We start from the raw sequence: 16,547 nt of genomic DNA, 5'->3' as shown, positions 1-16,547 counted from the left end.
TCCACAGCATCGCATCACGAGCGGGCCGGCCCCGGGGGACGAGGAAGGGCGGCACCCGGTCTGTCCGGGTGCCGCCCGCCGTCACACTGTTCGCGGACCGGTGTCAGTCCTTGATCTCGCAGATGACCGCGCCCGAGGTGAGGGAGGCGCCGACCTCGACGGCCAGGCCCTTGACGGTGCCGGAGCGGTGCGCGTTGAGCGGCTGCTCCATCTTCATGGCCTCCAGGACGACGACGAGTTCGCCCTCCTTGACCTCCTGGCCCTCCTCGACGGCGACCTTGACGATCGTGCCCTGCATGGGCGAGGCGAGCGTGTCGCCGGACGCGGCCGGTCCCGACTTGCGGGCCGCGCGGCGCTTGGGCTTGGCGCCCGCCGCGAGACCGGTACGGGCCAGCGACATGCCGAGCGAGGAGGGCAGCGAGACCTCCAGCCGCTTGCCGCCGACCTCGACCACGACCGTCTCGCGGCTCGCGTCCTCGTCCGCGTCGGCGTCCGAGGGGGCCGCGAAGGGCTTGATCTCGTTGACGAACCCGGTCTCGATCCAGCGGGTGTGGATCGTGAACGGGTCGCTGGAGCCGGTGAGTTCGGGGGCGAAGGCCGCATCCCGCACGACCACGCGGTGGAAGGGGATCGCGGTGGCCATGCCCTCGACGCGGAACTCGTCCAGGGCGCGGGCCGCGCGTTGCAGCGCCTGCTCGCGGGTCGCGCCGGTCACGATCAGCTTGGCGAGGAGGGAGTCCCAGGCGGGGCCGATGACCGAGCCCGTCTCGACCCCGGCGTCCAGGCGCACACCGGGACCGGAGGGCGGGGCGAAGAGGGAGACGGTGCCGGGGGCGGGCAGGAAGCCGCGGCCCGGGTCCTCGCCGTTGATGCGGAACTCGAAGGAGTGGCCGCGCAGTTCGGGATCGTCGTAACCCAGTTCCTCGCCGTCGGCGATGCGGAACATCTCGCGTACGAGGTCGATCCCGGAGACCTCCTCGGTGACCGGGTGCTCGACCTGGAGACGGGTGTTGACCTCCAGGAAGGAGATCGTGCCGTCGTTGCCGACGAGGAACTCGACCGTGCCCGCGCCGACGTAACCGGCCTCCTTGAGGATGGCCTTGGAGGAGGAGTACAGCTCGGCGACCTGGGCCTCGCTCAGGAACGGCGCGGGAGCCTCCTCGACGAGCTTCTGGTGGCGGCGCTGGAGGGAGCAGTCGCGGGTGGAGACGACCACGACGTTGCCGTGCTGGTCGGCGAGGCACTGGGTCTCGACGTGCCGGGGCTGGTCGAGGTAGCGCTCCACGAAGCACTCGCCGCGGCCGAAGGCGGCGACCGCCTCGCGCACCGCGCTGTCGTACAGCTCGGGGACCTCTTCGAGGGTGCGGGCGACCTTGAGGCCGCGCCCGCCGCCGCCGAAGGCCGCCTTGATCGCGATGGGCAGGCCGTGCTCCCGGGCGAAGGCCACGACCTCCTCGGCGCCGCTGACCGGGTCGGGGGTGCCGGCGACGAGGGGGGCGCCCGCGCGCTGGGCGATGTGGCGGGCGGCGACCTTGTCGCCGAGGTCGCGGATGGCCTGCGGCGGGGGGCCGATCCAGGTCAGGCCCGCGTCCAGGACGGCCTGGGCGAACTCGGCGTTCTCCGACAGGAAGCCGTAGCCGGGGTGCACGGCGTCGGCGCCGGACTCCTCGGCCGCGTGCAGGACCTTCGCGATGTCCAGGTAGCTCGTCGCCGGGCTGTCACCGCCCAGGGCGTACGCCTCGTCGGCGGCGCGGACGTGCGGGGCGTCCCGGTCCGGCTCTGCGTACACGGCCACGCTCGCGATACCCGCGTCCCGGCAGGCACGGGCGACGCGGACGGCGATTTCACCACGGTTGGCGATGAGCACCTTGCGCACGATGGCTCCCTCCTTGCTGTCTCGTCCCGGGGGACGTTCCCCGGGACCCATCCGGACTCGCGCCGAAGGGTTCCGGCGAGCCGCCGCGGGCCATGGGAAGACTCACTCAAACACGCCGAGTTTAGGGACTGCCGACACGCGGCGGCGAGCGGCACCCGGAAGTGAGCTTGCCCACAGAACGCGCCCGTGGTCTCCCGCTCTCCCCGAAAACCCCTGTCACGGGGAGCGCACGGCTGCTTCTCCCGTCAGCCTAGCCGCGCGAGGTGAGGAAGGTCTCTGTCCGCCATGACCGCGAGGCGGCGGGTTTCTTTGTGGACTCCCCACTAAAGAGACCGGACTTCTTTGCTCCCCGCACAGCCCTTGCCGAGGCCTTTACCCATAAGTAACGTACGGCGGGACCCGGACGTACTGGCGGTAACAGCGGAAGCGGGTGAGGGTGTCGTGGCGCGCACTGCCGTGGCGTGGGTGACCGCGCTCTCGCTGCTGGCCGAGACCCTCGGGGTGATCCTGCTGTGCCTGACGCTGGGCACGGTCGTGGACAACCAGGCGATGTCCCTCGCCGGGACCGATCCCGGCCTCGTCGTCGACCTGACCTACGCGCTCGCCGTGGTCGCCGGGCTCTTCCTCGCCCTGTGCGCGACCGTCGCCCTGCTGTGCGCCCTGCGCCACCGCGTCCCCGGGCGCACCGGACGGGTCCTGCTGATCGTCGCCGCCGTCGCGCACGGGGTGCTCGCCGCGCTCGCCCTCGCGCTCACCGGGCCCGCCGTGCCCGTCTTCCTGCTCCTCGTCCTCGGCCTGCTCGTCTGGCTGCTGCTCGCGGAGAACCGGGCCGCCGGGGGACGGCCCGGTGACGACCCCGGGCTCGCGAGCGGCGAGGACGGGAACCCCGCCGCGCCCGGGGTCAGTCCGTCCACAGCTCCGTGATGCCGGTGCCCACCTCGGCCAGCAGCCGGCGCAGCGTGGGCAGCGACAGGCCGATCACGTTGCCGTGATCACCCTCGATCGACTCGACGAACGGCGCGGAACGCCCGTCCAGCGTGAACGCCCCCGCCACGTACAGCGGTTCACCGCTCGCGACGTACGCGGCGATCTCCGCGTCCGAGGGCTCACCGAAGCGGACCGTGGTCGAGCGGGTGACCGAGGCGCGGGCCCCGCTCGCCGTGTCGATCACGCAGTGGCCGGTGCGCAGCGCGCCCGAGCGGCCCCGCATGTCCTGCCAGCGGGCCCTCGCCTCTGCCGCGTCCGCCGGCTTCCCGAGCGCCGCGCCGCCGAGGTCGAGCACCGAGTCGCAGCCCACCACGAGCGCCCCCGCCGCCTCCGGCCGCGCGGCTACCGCCTCGGCCTTCGCCTCGGCCAGCAGCAGGGCCAGCTCACCGGGGGTGGGCGCGGACAGCGCGTCCTCGTCGACCCCGCTCACGATCACCTCGGGAGCGAGGCCGGCCTGCCGCAGCAGGCCGAGACGGGCGGGGGACTGGGAGGCGAGCACGAGCCGCCGACGGGCCGCGGAGCCGGGGGCCGCGCTCACGTCGGCCGGTTCGCTGGGAGGGGTCATGGCCCGATCGTAGGCCGCCGCGCGCGAGGCCCGAAAACGGCCGGCACCCGGACGCCGGAGGGCGTCAGAGCAGGCCGAGCCCGATCACACCCATCGTGAGGACCATCGCGAGAGCCACGACGAAACCCGCCCGGCGCAGCATCCGCTCGGCGGTGCGCAACTCCTCGGGCGGCTCGTCACGCGGATCGGACCACAACATGCCTCCGATGCTGCGGCCGGCCCCGCACGGCGCGCCTGAGTACGCGTACTCAACCACGCCGCACGGGCCCGCGCCGCGCCCCGCTCAGCGCGGCCAGGCCGAGCGGACCCAGGCCGAGGGGCCCGGCGCGGGCAGCCGGTGCGCCGCCAGCCGCGCCGGGTCCGACCAGGCACCCGGGCCGGACGGCGCCCCGGAACCCTCCCCGGCGCTCGCGGCCGCCGCGCGCGCCCGTACGACGGCGAGCGCCGCCGCCAGCTCCTCGGGGCTGGGATTGCCCCGCACCACCTTGATCACCGCTGCTCCTTCTTCCGGGGCTCGGTTCGCCTCCGGGTGCCTCAGTGGGTGTCGGGAGAGCCGACGTGCTCGGCCCTCCTTCGTCGGGCCTGCGCGCGACGGCTCTCTGGACACCCACGCGCCCTTTGGCTCACTCGCCTCAGGTGTGCCGGACGTTCCGGGTGTTCCGGACGCCTACAGGGGGATGTTGCCGTGCTTCTTCGGAGGGAGGGTTTCCCGCTTCGTACGCAGATGACGCAGGCCCCGCACGATGTGCGCCCTGGTGTCCGAGGGGAGCACCACCGCGTCCACGTAGCCGCGTTCGGCCGCCGAGTACGGGTTGAGCAGCGCCTCCTCGTACTCCCGCACCAGCCGGGCGCGCAGCTCCTCGCGCTCCTCCTCGGGGGCCTCCGCCAGCGTCCTGCGGTGCAGGACGCTGACCGCGCCCTGCGCGCCCATGACGGCGATCTGCGCGGTCGGCCAGGCCAGGTTGAGGTCGGCGCCCAGGTGCTTGGAGCCCATCACGTCGTAGGCCCCGCCGAAAGCCTTCCGGGTGATGACGGTGATCAGCGGGACGGTCGCCTCGGCGTACGCGTAGATGAGCTTCGCGCCGCGCCGGATGATGCCCGTGTGCTCCTGGTCGACGCCCGGGAGGAAACCGGGGACGTCCACGAAGGTCAGCACCGGGATGTTGAAGGCGTCGCAGGTGCGCACGAAGCGCGCGCCCTTCTCGCTCGCGTCGATGTCCAGGCAGCCCGCGAACCGCATCGGCTGGTTCGCGACCACCCCCACCGGGCGGCCCTCGACCCGGCCGAAACCCGTCACGAGATTCGGCGCGAACAGCTCCTGCGTCTCGAAGAACTCGCCCTCGTCCAGGACGTGCTCGATGACGGTGCGCATCTCGTACGGCTGGTTCGCGCTGTCCGGGACGAGGGTGTCCAGCTCCCGGTCCTCCTCGCTCACCGCGAGGTCGGCCTCCTCGGGGAAGGCGGGCGGCTCGCTCAGGTTGTTCGACGGCAGGTACGACAGCAGCGACTTGACGTACTCGACGGCGTCCTTCTCGTCGGCCGCCATGTGGTGGGCCACGCCCGAGGTCGCGTTGTGGGTGCGGGCCCCGCCCAGGTCCTCGAAGCCGACGTCCTCGCCCGTCACCGTCCTGATCACGTCGGGCCCCGTGATGAACATGTGCGAGGTCTTGTCGACCATGACCGTGAAGTCGGTGATCGCCGGGGAGTACACCGCCCCGCCCGCGCACGGCCCGACCACCAGGCTGATCTGCGGGATCACCCCCGAGGCGTGCGTGTTGCGGCGGAAGATCTCGCCGTACATGCCGAGCGCGCTCACCCCCTCCTGGATGCGCGCGCCGCCCGAGTCGTTGATGCCGACGACCGGACAGCCGTTCTTCAGCGCGAAGTCCATGACCTTCGCGATCTTCTGCCCGAAGACCTCGCCCAGCGCCCCGCCGAACACCGTGAAGTCCTGCGAGAACACCGCGACGGGACGGCCGTCCACCGTCCCGTACCCGGTGACCACGCCGTCGCCGTACGGGCGGGTCTCCTCCAGCCCGAAGCTGGTCGAGCGGTGCCGCGCGAACTCGTCCAGCTCCACGAACGAGTCCTCGTCCAGCAGCAGGTCGACGCGTTCACGCGCCGTCAGCTTGCCCTTCTGGTGCTGGCGTTCGACCGCGCGGGCCGAGCCGGGGGTACGGGCCTCCGCGACCCGGCGCCGCAGATCCTCGATCTTGCCGGCGGTGGTGGTGGCGTCGGTCACGGGGCTGGTCTCCGACGCGGGGGCGGTTTCCGGCTCGGACATCGTGCGGCTCCCTGAGTGCGGTGCGCCTGGCGGCGGGCTGACGTTGTCTTGGCTGCTGGCTGCTGGCTGCTGGCTGCTGGCTGCTGGCTGCCGGCTGCTGGGCTTTGCTACGGACTGCTACCGGGTCTTCGCTACTGGCCCGTAGGTTATCCGCGGCCGCGCCGGGTCGGCGGTGCGGCGTTCGCCACACTCCGCGCGGCGGACGGGCCCGGGACGGTACGCGGGGCCCCGTGGTTTCCGTGTTTGGGTAGGGAGATGAACTCCTTCTCCGATCTGGGGCGTCCGCCGCTCAACGAGCGCTCCCTGCGGCGCGGGCTGCTGCGCGAGGGCGGTCTGTGGACCTCGCTCGACGTGGTCGCCGCCACCGGGTCCACCAACTCCGACCTCGTGGCCCGCGCCGCCGCCCTGCCCGAGGGGGCCGTGCTCGTCGCCGAGGAGCAGACGCGGGCCCGGGGACGCCTCGACCGGCGCTGGACGGCGCCGGCCCGCTCCGGGCTGTTCTTCTCCGTGCTGCTGCGGCCGGAGGTACCCGCCCACCGCATGGGCTGGCTGCCGCTGCTCACCGGGGTCGCCGTCGCCGCCGCCCTGACCCGCACGGCCGGAGTCGACACCGCCCTCAAGTGGCCCAACGACCTGCTGCTGACCATCGACGGGCAGGAGCGCAAGACCGCCGGCATCCTCGCCGAGGGCGCCGGGGACGGGGCCGTCGTCGTCGGCGTCGGCATCAACGTCTCGCTGAGCGCCGCGGAACTGCCCACCCCGGCCGCCGGTTCGCTCGCCCTCGCCGGAGCCCTCACCACCGACCGCGACCCGCTCCTGCGCTCCGTCCTGCGCTCCGTCGAGCAGTGGTACACGGACTGGCGCGCCGCCGACGGCGACCCCGCCGCCTCCCGGCTCCAGGAGGCGTACGCGGCCGGCTGCTCGACGCTCGGCCGCGAGGTGCGCGCCGAACTGCCCGGTGACCGCTCCCTGCTCGGCGAGGCCGTCGCCGTCGACGGCGACGGCCGCCTCGTCCTCGCCACCGAGGAGGGCGTACGCGAACCCGTGGGCGCGGGGGACATCGTCCATCTGCGCCCCACCGGGCCCCCGGCCGGGCGACCGGGCCGGTCGGGCGGCGAGTGAGCCACGGCACACCTGCCGTATCGTGGGGCGCGGTCGGGGAGACCCGCGACAGATGGGAAGGGCGCAGGCAGTGACCGTCGACGACTCGGGCTCAGGTGCGGGCACGTCCCCCGCCTCCGGCGGCGAGAGCCGCGCGGAGTCCCCCTCGCCCACCCCGGCCGCCTCCGAAGCGGACACCGGCGATCCCAGTACCGACTCCCGCGCCTTCGACGCGGCCGGGCAGGGCGGCGCGGGCGCCGAGGAGGACGAGGACGAGGGCACCCCGGAGCCACCCGCGCGCGCCACGTCCCGGACCCTCGGCGAGTGGACCGGCGACCGGGCCGTGGACCGCGCCGAGGCGGGCACCACGGCGCCCGGCGCGCACCGGGTCCCCGAACCCCCCGAGGACGATCCGCTCGCCCTGCGCCTCGAACAGCTCATCCTCGGCGCGGAACGCCGCTACACCCCCTTCCAGGCCGCCCGTACCGCCGGTGTCTCCATGGAACTGGCCTCGCGGTTCTGGCGGGCCATGGGCTTCGCCGACATCGGCCAGGCCAAGGCGCTGACCGAGGCCGACGTACTGGCCCTGCGCCGCCTCGCCGGACTGGTCGAGGCGGGGCTGCTCAGCGAGGCCATGGCCGTCCAGGTCGCCCGCTCCACCGGGCAGACCACCGCACGGCTCGCCGAGTGGCAGATCGACTCCTTCCTCGAAGGGCTCACCGAACCCCCCGAGCCCGGAATGACCCGCACCGAGGTCACCTATCCGCTGATGGAACTGCTCCTGCCCGAGCTGGAGGAGTTCCTCGTCTACGTCTGGCGGCGCCAGCTCGCCGCCGCGACCGGCCGCGTCGTCCAGGTCACCGACGACGACGAGATGGTCGACCGGCGCCTGGCCATCGGCTTCGCCGACCTCGTCGGCTTCACCCGGCTCACCCGGCGTATGGAGGAGGAGGAGGTCGGCGAACTCGTCGAGGCCTTCGAGACGACCTCCGCCGACCTCGTCGCCGCGCGCGGCGGCCGGCTCATCAAGACCCTCGGCGACGAGGTCCTGTTCGCCGCCGACGACGCCGGGACCGCCGCCGACATCGCGCTGCGCCTCATAGAGACCCTGTCCGGCGACGAGACCATGCCCGAACTGCGCGTCGGCATCGCCTTCGGCACCGTCGCGACCCGCATGGGCGACGTCTTCGGCACGACCGTCAACCTCGCGAGCCGCCTGACCTCGATAGCGCCCAAGGACGCGATCCTGGTCGACTCCGCCTTCGCCGAGGAGCTGACCCGCACCGGCGAGGCCCCCGTCTCCGAGGCGGCCGCCGCCGAGGCCGCCGCGCGAGCCGAGAAGGAGGGCGAACAGCCGCCCGCCTACCGGTTCGCGCTCCAGCCGATGTGGCAGCGCCCGGTCCGCGGCCTCGGCGTCGTCGAGCCCTGGCTGCTGACCCGGCGCGACTGACCCCGGGCCGCACCCCTGGTGCCCCGGGGCGCTCTCCTGCCATGATCGGCCGGGTAAACGGTCGTTCACAGGCGTGCGTACGGAGGTCGGGGACATGGCGGAGCGGGAGCAGCGGTACGGGGAGTTCGTCGCGGTACGACGGGACGGGCACGTGGCCGAGCTGGTCCTCGACCGGCCCCGCGCCATGAACGCGGTGTCCACCGCCATGGCCCGCTCCCTCACCGCCGCGTGCGCCGCGCTCGGCGAGGACCGCGAGGTACGGGCCGTCGTCCTGACCTCCACCGCCGAGCGGGCCTTCTGCGTCGGCGCCGACCTCAAGGAACGCAACGGCCTCAGCGACGCGGAACTCCTGCGCCAGCGGCCCGTCACCCGCGCCGCCTACACGGCGGTCCTGGAACTCCCGGTGCCGGCGATCGCGGCCGTACACGGGTTCGCGCTCGGCGGGGGCTTCGAGATCGCCCTGTCCTGCGACCTGATCGTCGCCGATCTCACGGCGGTCGTGGGCCTGCCCGAGGTGTCCGTGGGCGTCATCCCCGGCGGCGGCGGCACCCAGCTGCTGCCCCGGCGGGTCGGGGCGGCCCGCGCCGCCGAACTCGTCTTCAGCGCCCGCCGCGTCCCCGCCGAGGAGGCCCGGGGGCTCGGCCTGGTCGACCAGCTCGTCGCCGAGGGCCGGGACCGCGCCGAGGCGCTCGCCCTCGGCGCCCGTGTCGCCGCGCACTCCCCGGTCGGGCTGCGCGCCGCCAAACGCGCTCTGCGCCTGGGGCAGGGCCTCGACCTGCGGGCGGGCCTGGAGGTCGAGGACGCGGCCTGGCGTTCGGTGGCCTTCTCCGGCGACCGGGCCGAAGGGGTGGCCGCCTTCAACGAGAAGCGCAAGCCGCAGTGGCCCGGCGAGTGAAGGTGACTCTCGGTGACCTTGCGAGCCGCGTAAGTGCGACAATCTTCCTACAGTGGGGCTCATGGGAGACGACCTGCGGCTGAGGGCCGTGGTGGAACTGGCCCGCGCCATGGCCGCCGCGCGCAGCCCCGAGGACACCTGGCGCGCCGCCGCCGAAGGCGCGAGCCGGGTGCTGTCGGGGAACTTCGCCGCGCTCTCCGTGTGGGAACGGGCGCCGGGGCGGCTCAAGGTCCTCGTCAACGCGGGGGAGCGGGCCCCGGACGAGGAGGAGTTCCCGCGGGACGAGACGTACCCGGTCCACGCGTTCCCCGAGATCACCGAGTTCCTGCACGAACGCTGGGTGGCCGGCGGCGAACCGCAGGCCTGGGTCGAGACCGCCGAGGGCCCGCCGGGCGGGGCGGCGGCCGGGTACTGCCACCAGCGGGTGGCCGCGCTGCGCCGCCGGGGCCGGGGCTGCTGCGTGGTCGCCCCGCTCGTGATGGCCGGCCGCGCCTGGGGCGAGCTGTACGTGGCGCGGGCGCCCGGCGAGCCCGTCTTCGACCACGCCGACGCGGAACTCGCGACCGTCCTGGCCGCCGTCGTCGCCGCCGGACTCGCCCAGCTCGAACGCCTGGAGGAGGCGCGGCGGCTCGCCTTCACCGACCCGCTCACCGGGCTCGCCAACCGGCGCCTCGTGGACACGCGCCTGGACGAGGCCGTGGAGCGGCACCGCGCGGAGGGCGCCGTCGTGAGCCTCGTCGTGTGCGACCTCAACGGGCTCAAGCGGGTCAACGACACCTACGGCCACGCGGTGGGCGACCAGCTCCTGGAGCGCTTCGGCTGCGTCCTGTCGCGGGGCGCGGCCCGCCTGCCGGGGGCGCTGGCCGCGCGGCTGGGCGGCGACGAGTTCTGCGTCCTGAGCGTCGGGCCCCGCGCCGAGGAGGTCGTCGCGGTCGCCGAGGAGCTGTGCGAACGCGCCTACGCGCTGGAGCACGGGGACGGAGTCGCCTGCGGGGTCGCCTCGACCGGCGACATGATCGGCGAGGTGCGCTCCGCGCGCCGCCTCTTCCGGCTGGCCGACGCGGCGCAGTACGAGGCGAAGGCGGCGGGGTCGCGGTGGCCGGTGGTGGCGGGGCGCGAGGGCGACGACGACCCGGTCGTACGCCTCGCGGACGAGGTGGCCTCGGCCGGGGTCGCGGCGGGGGAGCGGCGCCGCATCCGAGGGCGGAGGCAGTAGCGGCCGGACGGCCGGTCCGCTGTCCCCGGACGGCGGACCGGCCCTCCTGACGGGCCGGTGGGGACTACGCTCCTTCGGATTCATTACGTAGGCTCCTGAATATGAATATGCACACTGTCGTGCTCGGCACCTCCGGGGTCACCCCGGCCGAGGTCGTTTCCGTGGCTCGCGGCACCACGCGGGTCGAACTCGGGGCCGAGGCCCTCACCGCCCTGGCCCGCGCGCGGGAGATCATCGACGCGCTCGCGGCCAAGCCCGAACCCGTCTACGGCGTCTCCACCGGCTTCGGCGCGCTCGCCACCCGCCATATCGCCCCGGACCTGCGGGCCCGGCTCCAGCGCAACATCGTGCGCTCGCACGCCGCCGGGATGGGCCCGCGCGTCGAGCGGGAGGTCGTGCGCGCGCTCATGTTCCTGCGGCTCAAGACGGTGTGCTCGGGACACACCGGCGTACGGCCCGAGGTCGCGCAGGCCATGGCGGACCTGCTCAACGCCGGGATCACCCCGGTCGTCCACGAGTACGGCTCGCTCGGCTGTTCCGGGGACCTCGCCCCGCTCAGCCACTGCGCCCTGGCCCTCATGGGCGAGGGCGAGGCCGAGGGCCCCGACGGGGTCACGCGCCCGGCGGGGGAGCTGCTGGAGGCGCACGGGCTCAAGCCCGTCGAGCTGCGCGAGAAGGAGGGCCTGGCGCTCCTCAACGGCACCGACGGCATGCTCGGCATGCTGCTCATGGCCCTCGACGACCTCGCGCGGCTCTACACCTCCGCCGATGTCACGGCCGCCCTGTCGCTGGAGGCGCTGCTCGGGACGGGCCGGGTGCTCGCGCCCGAACTGCACGCGATCCGGCCGCACCCGGGGCAGTCCGCGAGCGCCGCGAACATGCTCAAGGTGCTCGCCGGCTCCCAGCTCACCGGGCACCACCAGGACGACGCGCCGCGCGTGCAGGACGCCTACTCGGTGCGCTGCGCCCCGCAGGTGGCCGGCGCCGGGCGCGACACCCTCGCGCACGCCCGTACGGTCGCCGAGCGGGAACTGGCCGCCGCCGTGGACAACCCGGTGGTCCTGGATCTCGGCTCCGAGGGAGGGCGCGTGGAGTCGAACGGGAACTTCCACGGCGCCCCCGTCGCCTACGTCCTGGACTTCCTCGCCATCGCCGCCGCCGACCTCGCCTCGATCGCGGAGCGCCGTACCGACCGGCTGCTCGACAAGAACCGCTCGCACGGGCTGCCGCCGTTCCTCGCCGACGACGCCGGGGTCGACTCCGGGCTCATGATCGCCCAGTACACGCAGGCCGCCCTGGTCAGCGAGATGAAGCGGCTCGCCGCCCCCGCCTCCGTCGACTCGATCCCGTCCTCCGCGATGCAGGAGGACCACGTGTCGATGGGCTGGTCGGCCGCGCGCAAGCTGCGGACGGCCGTCGACAACCTCGCGCGGGTCGTCGCCGTCGAGCTGTTCGCCGCGACCCGGGCCCAGGAGCTGCGGACCGCCGACGGGGAGCTGAGCGCCGCCCCCGCCTCGCGCGCCGTGACCGAGGCGGCGCGGGCCGCCGGGGTCGGCGGCACCGGCCCGGACCGCTACCTGGCCCCCGACCTCGCCGCCGCCGAGGTCTTCGTGCGCGAGGGCAGAGTGGTCGCCGCCGCCGAGTCGGTCACCGGACCGCTGGCCTGAACCGGGCCGCCCGTGCCGCGCCCCGTGCTCCGGGGCGCGGCACGGGCGCGGGGGTCACAGCGCGCGGGAGCGGCGCGCCGAGTGCAGGACGAAACCGGCGCCGATACCGAGCGAGGCGAGCCCGCCGACGAGATACGGGGTCGTGTCCACCCCGCCGGTGTCGGCCAGCCGGTCACCGTCCGTGGCGGCCGTGGCCGCCCGCGTGTGCGCGGCCCGCGTGACGGCCGTCCCCCCGGCGGCCGGGGCCGGCGCCGAGTCGGCCACCTTCCCGGTCCGGGTCAGCTCGGTCGACGCGGGCCGCTCGGTGGCGGGGGCGGAATGCGCGGAGGGGACGAACCAGAGGGCGCCGAGCAGGGCGCCCGAGGCCGTGGCGGTCAACAGGGACCTACGGGCGACGGACGACACGTGGGTGATCTCCCTTGTGACGCTGGAGGGTTGGCGTGGGCTGATGGTAGTGACCACGGGCCGTGCCGCGAAAGCCGTACGGTCCGCGGGGCCGCCCGGCCTCCCGGCTTGCCCCGATTTGGCAGGAACCGCACTTGTGCGGTTTGCTCTGGCCCTGTGCGGAAACGCGATCCCGAATACGGCAACCGCGCACCGGAGATCCTCGTCTCAGGAGTTGGAGTGACCTGGGGGGACCTCCGGGGCGTGGCATTCCCCACATCGCGAGATCGGGGAATCGGACGAACCGGACGGGTGCTGTAGACAGGGATGGGGGATTTCCGTGGGCCGGCCGTACGGCCACCGCGGAAACGGACCCTGGCGGCCCGGGCACCCCGGGAAACCAAGGGGATTCGGCGACGATGGAGAAGCGTGTGATGACGGTCAGCAAGCGGCGCAAGGGGCTCGCCGCGGCGTCCGCCGTACTGGGTGGAGTGCTTGCGCTCTCGGCCTGCGGCGGCGGTGACGACGACGGGGGCTCGGGCTCCGACGGCAGCAAGAAGTCGCAGTCGCAGGTCGACAAGGCCGCTGCGGAGAAGGCGTCCGTCGCGCGAATAAAGATCACCCCCAAGGACGGCAGCTCCGCGGCGAGCATCAACAACGCCGCCCGGGTGAGTGTCGCGCAGGGCACCCTGACCACGGTGTCCGTGAAGTCGGCCGACGGCAAGGACGTGCCCGGCACGTTCTCCTCGGACAAGACGAGCTGGAAGCCGAGCGAGCAGCTGGAGCGGTCCACGACCTACAAGGTCGTCGCCGCCGCCAAGGACAAGGACGGAAGGGTCGCCCACGAGAACGGCTCCTTCACGACCGTGTCCCCGAAGAACAGCTTCATCGGCAACTTCACCCCCGAGGACGGCTCGACCGTCGGCGTCGGCATGCCCGTGTCGATCAACTTCGACAAGGGCATCACCGACAAGAAGGCCGTGCAGTCCGGGATCAGCGTCTCCAGCGACTCCGGGCAGGAGGTCGTCGGCCACTGGTTCAACAACCAGCGCCTGGACTTCCGGCCCGAGCAGTACTGGAAGGCCGGTTCCACCGTGACCCTCAAGCTCAAGCTCGACGGGGTCGAGGGCGCGGACGGGGTCTACGGCGTCCAGCAGAAGACCGTCACCTTCAAGATCGGCCGCAATCAGGTCACGACCGTCGACGCCGCCACGAAGACCATGAAGGTCACCCGGGACGGCAAGACGATCAAGACCATCCCGATCTCGGCCGGTTCCCCGGAGAACAAGACGTACGAGGGCCAGATGGTGATCTCCCAGAAGTTCAAGGAGACCCGGATGGACGGCGCCTCCGTCGGCTTCACGGACGACGACGGCAAGGGCGAGTACGACATCAAGGACGTGCCGCACGCGATGCGTCTGTCGACCTCGGGCACCTTCATCCACGGCAACTACTGGGGCAACCCGTCGATCTTCGGCAACGCCAACACGAGCCACGGCTGCGTCGGCATCCAGGACGCCAAGGGCGCGAACAACCCGAACACCCCGGGCGCCTGGTTCTACGACAACTCCATGGTCGGTGACGTCGTGGTCGTCAAGAACACCGGCGACAAGACCATCCCGCCGGACAACGGCCTCAACGGCTGGAACCTCGACTGGGCGCAGTGGAAGGCCGGTTCGCAGGTCTGATCCGGCTCCACCCCGGTCGCGACGCACAGGGCGGCGGTCCCCTCACGGACGAGGGGGCCGCCGCCCTCGCTCGTGCGCGACCACCTTCTCATCGTCCTCTTATGCCCTCCTTAACCGGCCGTCAGGAGTCCTCCCTACGGTCAGCGCATGTTCTTCACCTACCTGCGGCGCGAACTGCGCCGCCGCAGAAAGGCCGCCCTCGTGGTCGCCTCGGGCCTCGCGCTCGGCATCGCCCTGGTCATCGTCGTCAACTCGGTGGCCGCCGGGATGAGCCAGGCGCAGGACAAGGTGCTCCAGTCCCTGTACGGGCTCGGCACCGACATGACGGTCACCAAGGCGGCCACCCCGCCCAAGGAGGGTGAAGGAGGGGGCCGCCCGCGCTTCGACTTCGACGCCAAGGACGACGGGGACGAGGCCGAGCAGAGCAGCGACCGCGTGATGGTCCAGGGCTTCCAGACCCTCGCCTCCTCCACCGTCACCGAGGTCGGCGCCCAGCGCGACGTCGCCGAGGCCGTCGGCGGGCTCAGCCTCCAGGTCATGAAGGTCAACGGCTCCTTCAAACGCGGCGAGTTCCGGCAGGAGCAGGGCGCCGGGGGCGGCCAGGGGCCCGGCGGCTCCTCCGGCCGGCCCCAGGGGCGGGTGGAGGGCGGCGGCGCCCAGTTCGACGTCGACTCCTACTCCGTGTACGGCGCCGACGTCGCGCACCCCGCGCTCGGCCCGCTGACCTCCTCGAAGATCACCCAGGGGCGCGGCTTCACCGCGAAGGACGCCGACGCGGCCTCCGCGATCGTCGACAGCGCCTACGCGAAGGAGAAGAAGCTCTCGACCGGCTCGAAACTCACCGTGCACGGCACCAAGTTCACCGTCGTCGGCATCGCGACCGCCGACAGCGGGGACGCCGCCGCCAACGTGTACGTACCGCTGAAGAGGGCGCAGAGCCTCGCGGACGCCAAGAACAAGGTCACCACCGTCTACGTCAAGGCCGCCGGCTCGCAGCGGATCGACAGCGTCAAGTCCGCGATCCGCAAGAACGTCCCGGGGACGACCGTCACCACCTCCGCCGACCTCGCCGACACCGTGTCCGGTTCGCTGTCCACCGCCTCCTCGCTCGCCACGAGCGTCGGCCGCTGGCTGTCCGTCGTGGTGCTCGCCGCCGCCTTCCTCGTCGCCGGACTGCTCACCGTGTCCGCCGTGGGCCGCCGCGTGCGCGAGTTCGGCACCCTCAAGGCGCTCGGCTGGCGCAGCCGCCGGGTCACCGGACAGGTCGTCGGGGAGGCCGTCGTCAACGGCCTCGTCGGCGGCGCCCTCGGCATCGCCGTCGGACTGCTCGCCGCGTACGTCGTGACCGCCGTCAGCCCCACCCTGACCGCCCAGCTCGGCGCGGGCGCCGGCTCCGGCCGGGGCGCGGGCGGGTTCGGGGGCGGTGGCTTCGGCGGCGGGCCCGGCCGGCAGGCCGCGGGCAAGGCCCTCGACATCTCGCTGAGCGCCCCCGTCTCCGGCACGACCGTCGCCCTCGCCGTGGGCCTCGCGGTCGCCGGGGGACTCGTCGCGGGCGCCTTCGGCGGCTGGCGCGCCTCCCGGCTGCGGCCCGCCGACGCCCTGCGCCGCGTCGAGTAGCCCCGCCCCGCAGCCAGCCCCCTCGTCCCCCTTCGCAGAAGGCAGCAAGCAGCATGTATCAGCTTCGCGGTGTCACCAAGCAGTACCGCCGGGGCCGGGAGACCGTCGACGCGCTCGCCGGGGTCGACCTGACCATCGGCGACGGCGACCGGCTCGTCATCCAGGGCCCCACCGGAGGCGGGAAGTCCACCCTCCTCCAGGTCCTCGGCGGCCTCGACCGGCCCACCTCCGGCAGCGTCGAACTCGACGGCACCGATCTCGCGCGGCTCAGCGAGGCCCGCCTGACCCGGGTCCGCAGCGACGCGATCGGATTCGTCTTCCAGAGCTTCAACCTCATACCGACGCTCACCGCCCACGAGAACGTCGAGACCGCCCTCGTCCCCCTCAGGGTCAAGACCGCGGAACGCCGCGAACGGGCCGCCGAGGCGCTGCGCTCGGTGGGCCTCGGCGAACGCCTCGGCCACCTGCCCTCCGAACTCTCCGGCGGCCAGCAGCAACGCGTCGCGATCGCCCGCGCCCTCGTCAAGAACCCCAAGGTGCTGCTCGCCGACGAACCCACCGGCAACCTCGACGAGTCCATGCGCGACGAGATCATGGAACTGCTCGAAGGGCTCTGGAAGGAACACGGGCTGACCTTCGTCATGGTCACCCACGACAGCGGCATCGCCCGCCGCGCCCCGCGCCTCGCGACCCTCAGGAAGGGGAGGATCACCCTGCGGGAGCGGACGGGGGCCTGACCCGGTTCGGCGGGGGCGGGCGGGGCCCGGCGCGACGCGAGGGGACTCAGCGGGCCGGGCGCCTGGTCACGGTCCACCGG

At 73.4% G+C, this 16,547-nt stretch carries 15 protein-coding genes; 9 read left to right on the top strand and 6 right to left on the bottom strand.

Translation table 11 applies throughout. The features are described from left to right. Nucleotides 1-103 precede the first annotated feature (103 nt). A complete protein-coding gene (locus ACFYMP_RS21280) occupies nt 104-1,876 on the bottom strand; it encodes an acetyl/propionyl/methylcrotonyl-CoA carboxylase subunit alpha (protein WP_388859782.1) in 1,773 nt (590 codons plus the stop codon). A 441-nt stretch (nt 1,877-2,317) separates the two neighbouring features. Between ACFYMP_RS21280 and ACFYMP_RS21275 the strand changes: the two genes are divergently transcribed. Beyond that, nucleotides 2,318-2,800, top strand: a complete 483-nt coding sequence (locus ACFYMP_RS21275; RefSeq protein ID WP_388859779.1) for a hypothetical protein — start codon at nt 2,318-2,320, stop codon at nt 2,798-2,800. On the opposite strand, the gene ACFYMP_RS21270 is transcribed toward ACFYMP_RS21275, so the two are convergent. The 4 genes from ACFYMP_RS21270 to ACFYMP_RS21255 all read right to left on the bottom strand — a co-directional run bounded on the left by ACFYMP_RS21270 (nt 2,778) and on the right by ACFYMP_RS21255 (nt 5,712). Beyond that, nucleotides 2,778-3,428 (bottom strand): Maf family protein, encoded by a 651-nt coding sequence (locus ACFYMP_RS21270; protein ID WP_388859776.1) that lies wholly within the window; start codon nt 3,426-3,428, stop codon nt 2,778-2,780. The two genes, ACFYMP_RS21275 and ACFYMP_RS21270, sit on opposite strands and share 23 nt — an antisense overlap. A 64-nt stretch (nt 3,429-3,492) precedes the next feature. Continuing rightward, nucleotides 3,493-3,627 (bottom strand): morphogenic membrane protein MmpB, encoded by a 135-nt coding sequence (gene mmpB, locus ACFYMP_RS21265; RefSeq protein WP_388859773.1) that lies wholly within the window; start codon nt 3,625-3,627, stop codon nt 3,493-3,495. Nucleotides 3,628-3,711: 84 nt separating this feature from the next. Further along, on the bottom strand, nt 3,712-3,921 hold the full coding sequence (locus ACFYMP_RS21260) for an acyl-CoA carboxylase epsilon subunit (protein ID WP_388859770.1): 210 nt from the start codon (nt 3,919-3,921) through the stop codon (nt 3,712-3,714). Nucleotides 3,922-4,095: 174 nt separating this feature from the next. Beyond that, nucleotides 4,096-5,712: an acyl-CoA carboxylase subunit beta gene (locus ACFYMP_RS21255; protein ID WP_388859768.1), complete on the bottom strand. Its 1,617-nt coding sequence runs from the start codon at nt 5,710-5,712 to the stop codon at nt 4,096-4,098. A gap of 255 nt (nt 5,713-5,967) precedes the next feature. Between ACFYMP_RS21255 and ACFYMP_RS21250 the strand changes: the two genes are divergently transcribed. The 5 genes from ACFYMP_RS21250 (at nt 5,968) to hutH (ending at nt 12,041) form a co-directional block, all read left to right on the top strand. After that, nucleotides 5,968-6,834 carry a biotin--[acetyl-CoA-carboxylase] ligase gene (locus ACFYMP_RS21250; protein WP_388859765.1) on the top strand — a complete coding sequence of 289 codons (867 nt, stop codon included), beginning with the start codon at nt 5,968-5,970 and terminating at the stop codon, nt 6,832-6,834. Between the two features lie 70 nt (nt 6,835-6,904). Next, entirely contained in the window at nt 6,905-8,263 is a 1,359-nt protein-coding gene (locus tag ACFYMP_RS21245; protein ID WP_388860142.1) for an adenylate/guanylate cyclase domain-containing protein, read from the top strand. Nucleotides 8,264-8,357: 94 nt separating this feature from the next. Then, entirely contained in the window at nt 8,358-9,158 is an 801-nt protein-coding gene (locus ACFYMP_RS21240) for an enoyl-CoA hydratase/isomerase family protein (protein WP_388859763.1), read from the top strand. A gap of 61 nt (nt 9,159-9,219) precedes the next feature. After that, complete coding sequence (locus ACFYMP_RS21235; protein WP_388859760.1) at nt 9,220-10,374, top strand: diguanylate cyclase domain-containing protein; 1,155 nt, start codon at nt 9,220-9,222, stop codon at nt 10,372-10,374. A gap of 107 nt (nt 10,375-10,481) precedes the next feature. Next, a complete protein-coding gene (hutH, locus tag ACFYMP_RS21230) occupies nt 10,482-12,041 on the top strand; it encodes a histidine ammonia-lyase (protein WP_388860139.1) in 1,560 nt (519 codons plus the stop codon). A 54-nt stretch (nt 12,042-12,095) separates the two neighbouring features. On the opposite strand, the gene ACFYMP_RS21225 is transcribed toward hutH, so the two are convergent. Beyond that, the gene (locus tag ACFYMP_RS21225) at nt 12,096-12,446 is read right to left on the bottom strand and encodes a hypothetical protein (RefSeq protein ID WP_388859757.1); all 351 of its coding nucleotides are present in this window, start codon (nt 12,444-12,446) and stop codon (nt 12,096-12,098) included. Nucleotides 12,447-12,859: 413 nt separating this feature from the next. Here ACFYMP_RS21225 and ACFYMP_RS21220 point away from each other — a divergent pair, with 413 nt between their 5' ends. The 3 genes from ACFYMP_RS21220 (at nt 12,860) to ACFYMP_RS21210 (ending at nt 16,467) form a co-directional block, all read left to right on the top strand. After that, complete coding sequence (locus ACFYMP_RS21220) at nt 12,860-14,113, top strand: Ig-like domain-containing protein (RefSeq protein WP_388860136.1); 1,254 nt, start codon at nt 12,860-12,862, stop codon at nt 14,111-14,113. A gap of 147 nt (nt 14,114-14,260) precedes the next feature. Next, the gene (locus tag ACFYMP_RS21215) at nt 14,261-15,730 is read left to right on the top strand and encodes an ABC transporter permease (RefSeq protein ID WP_388859755.1); all 1,470 of its coding nucleotides are present in this window, start codon (nt 14,261-14,263) and stop codon (nt 15,728-15,730) included. A gap of 53 nt (nt 15,731-15,783) precedes the next feature. Beyond that, nucleotides 15,784-16,467, top strand: coding sequence for an ABC transporter ATP-binding protein (locus ACFYMP_RS21210; RefSeq protein WP_388859752.1), 684 nt, complete (start codon nt 15,784-15,786; stop codon nt 16,465-16,467). Nucleotides 16,468-16,547: the final 80 nt, after the last annotated feature.

Source organism: Streptomyces sp. NPDC007088, assembly GCF_042869355.1.
Taxonomy (GTDB): Bacteria; Actinomycetota; Actinomycetes; order Streptomycetales; family Streptomycetaceae; genus Streptomyces.
The sequence above is the reverse complement of the archived record's forward strand: the minus strand, read 5'-3'. Positions and strand labels throughout refer to the sequence as shown.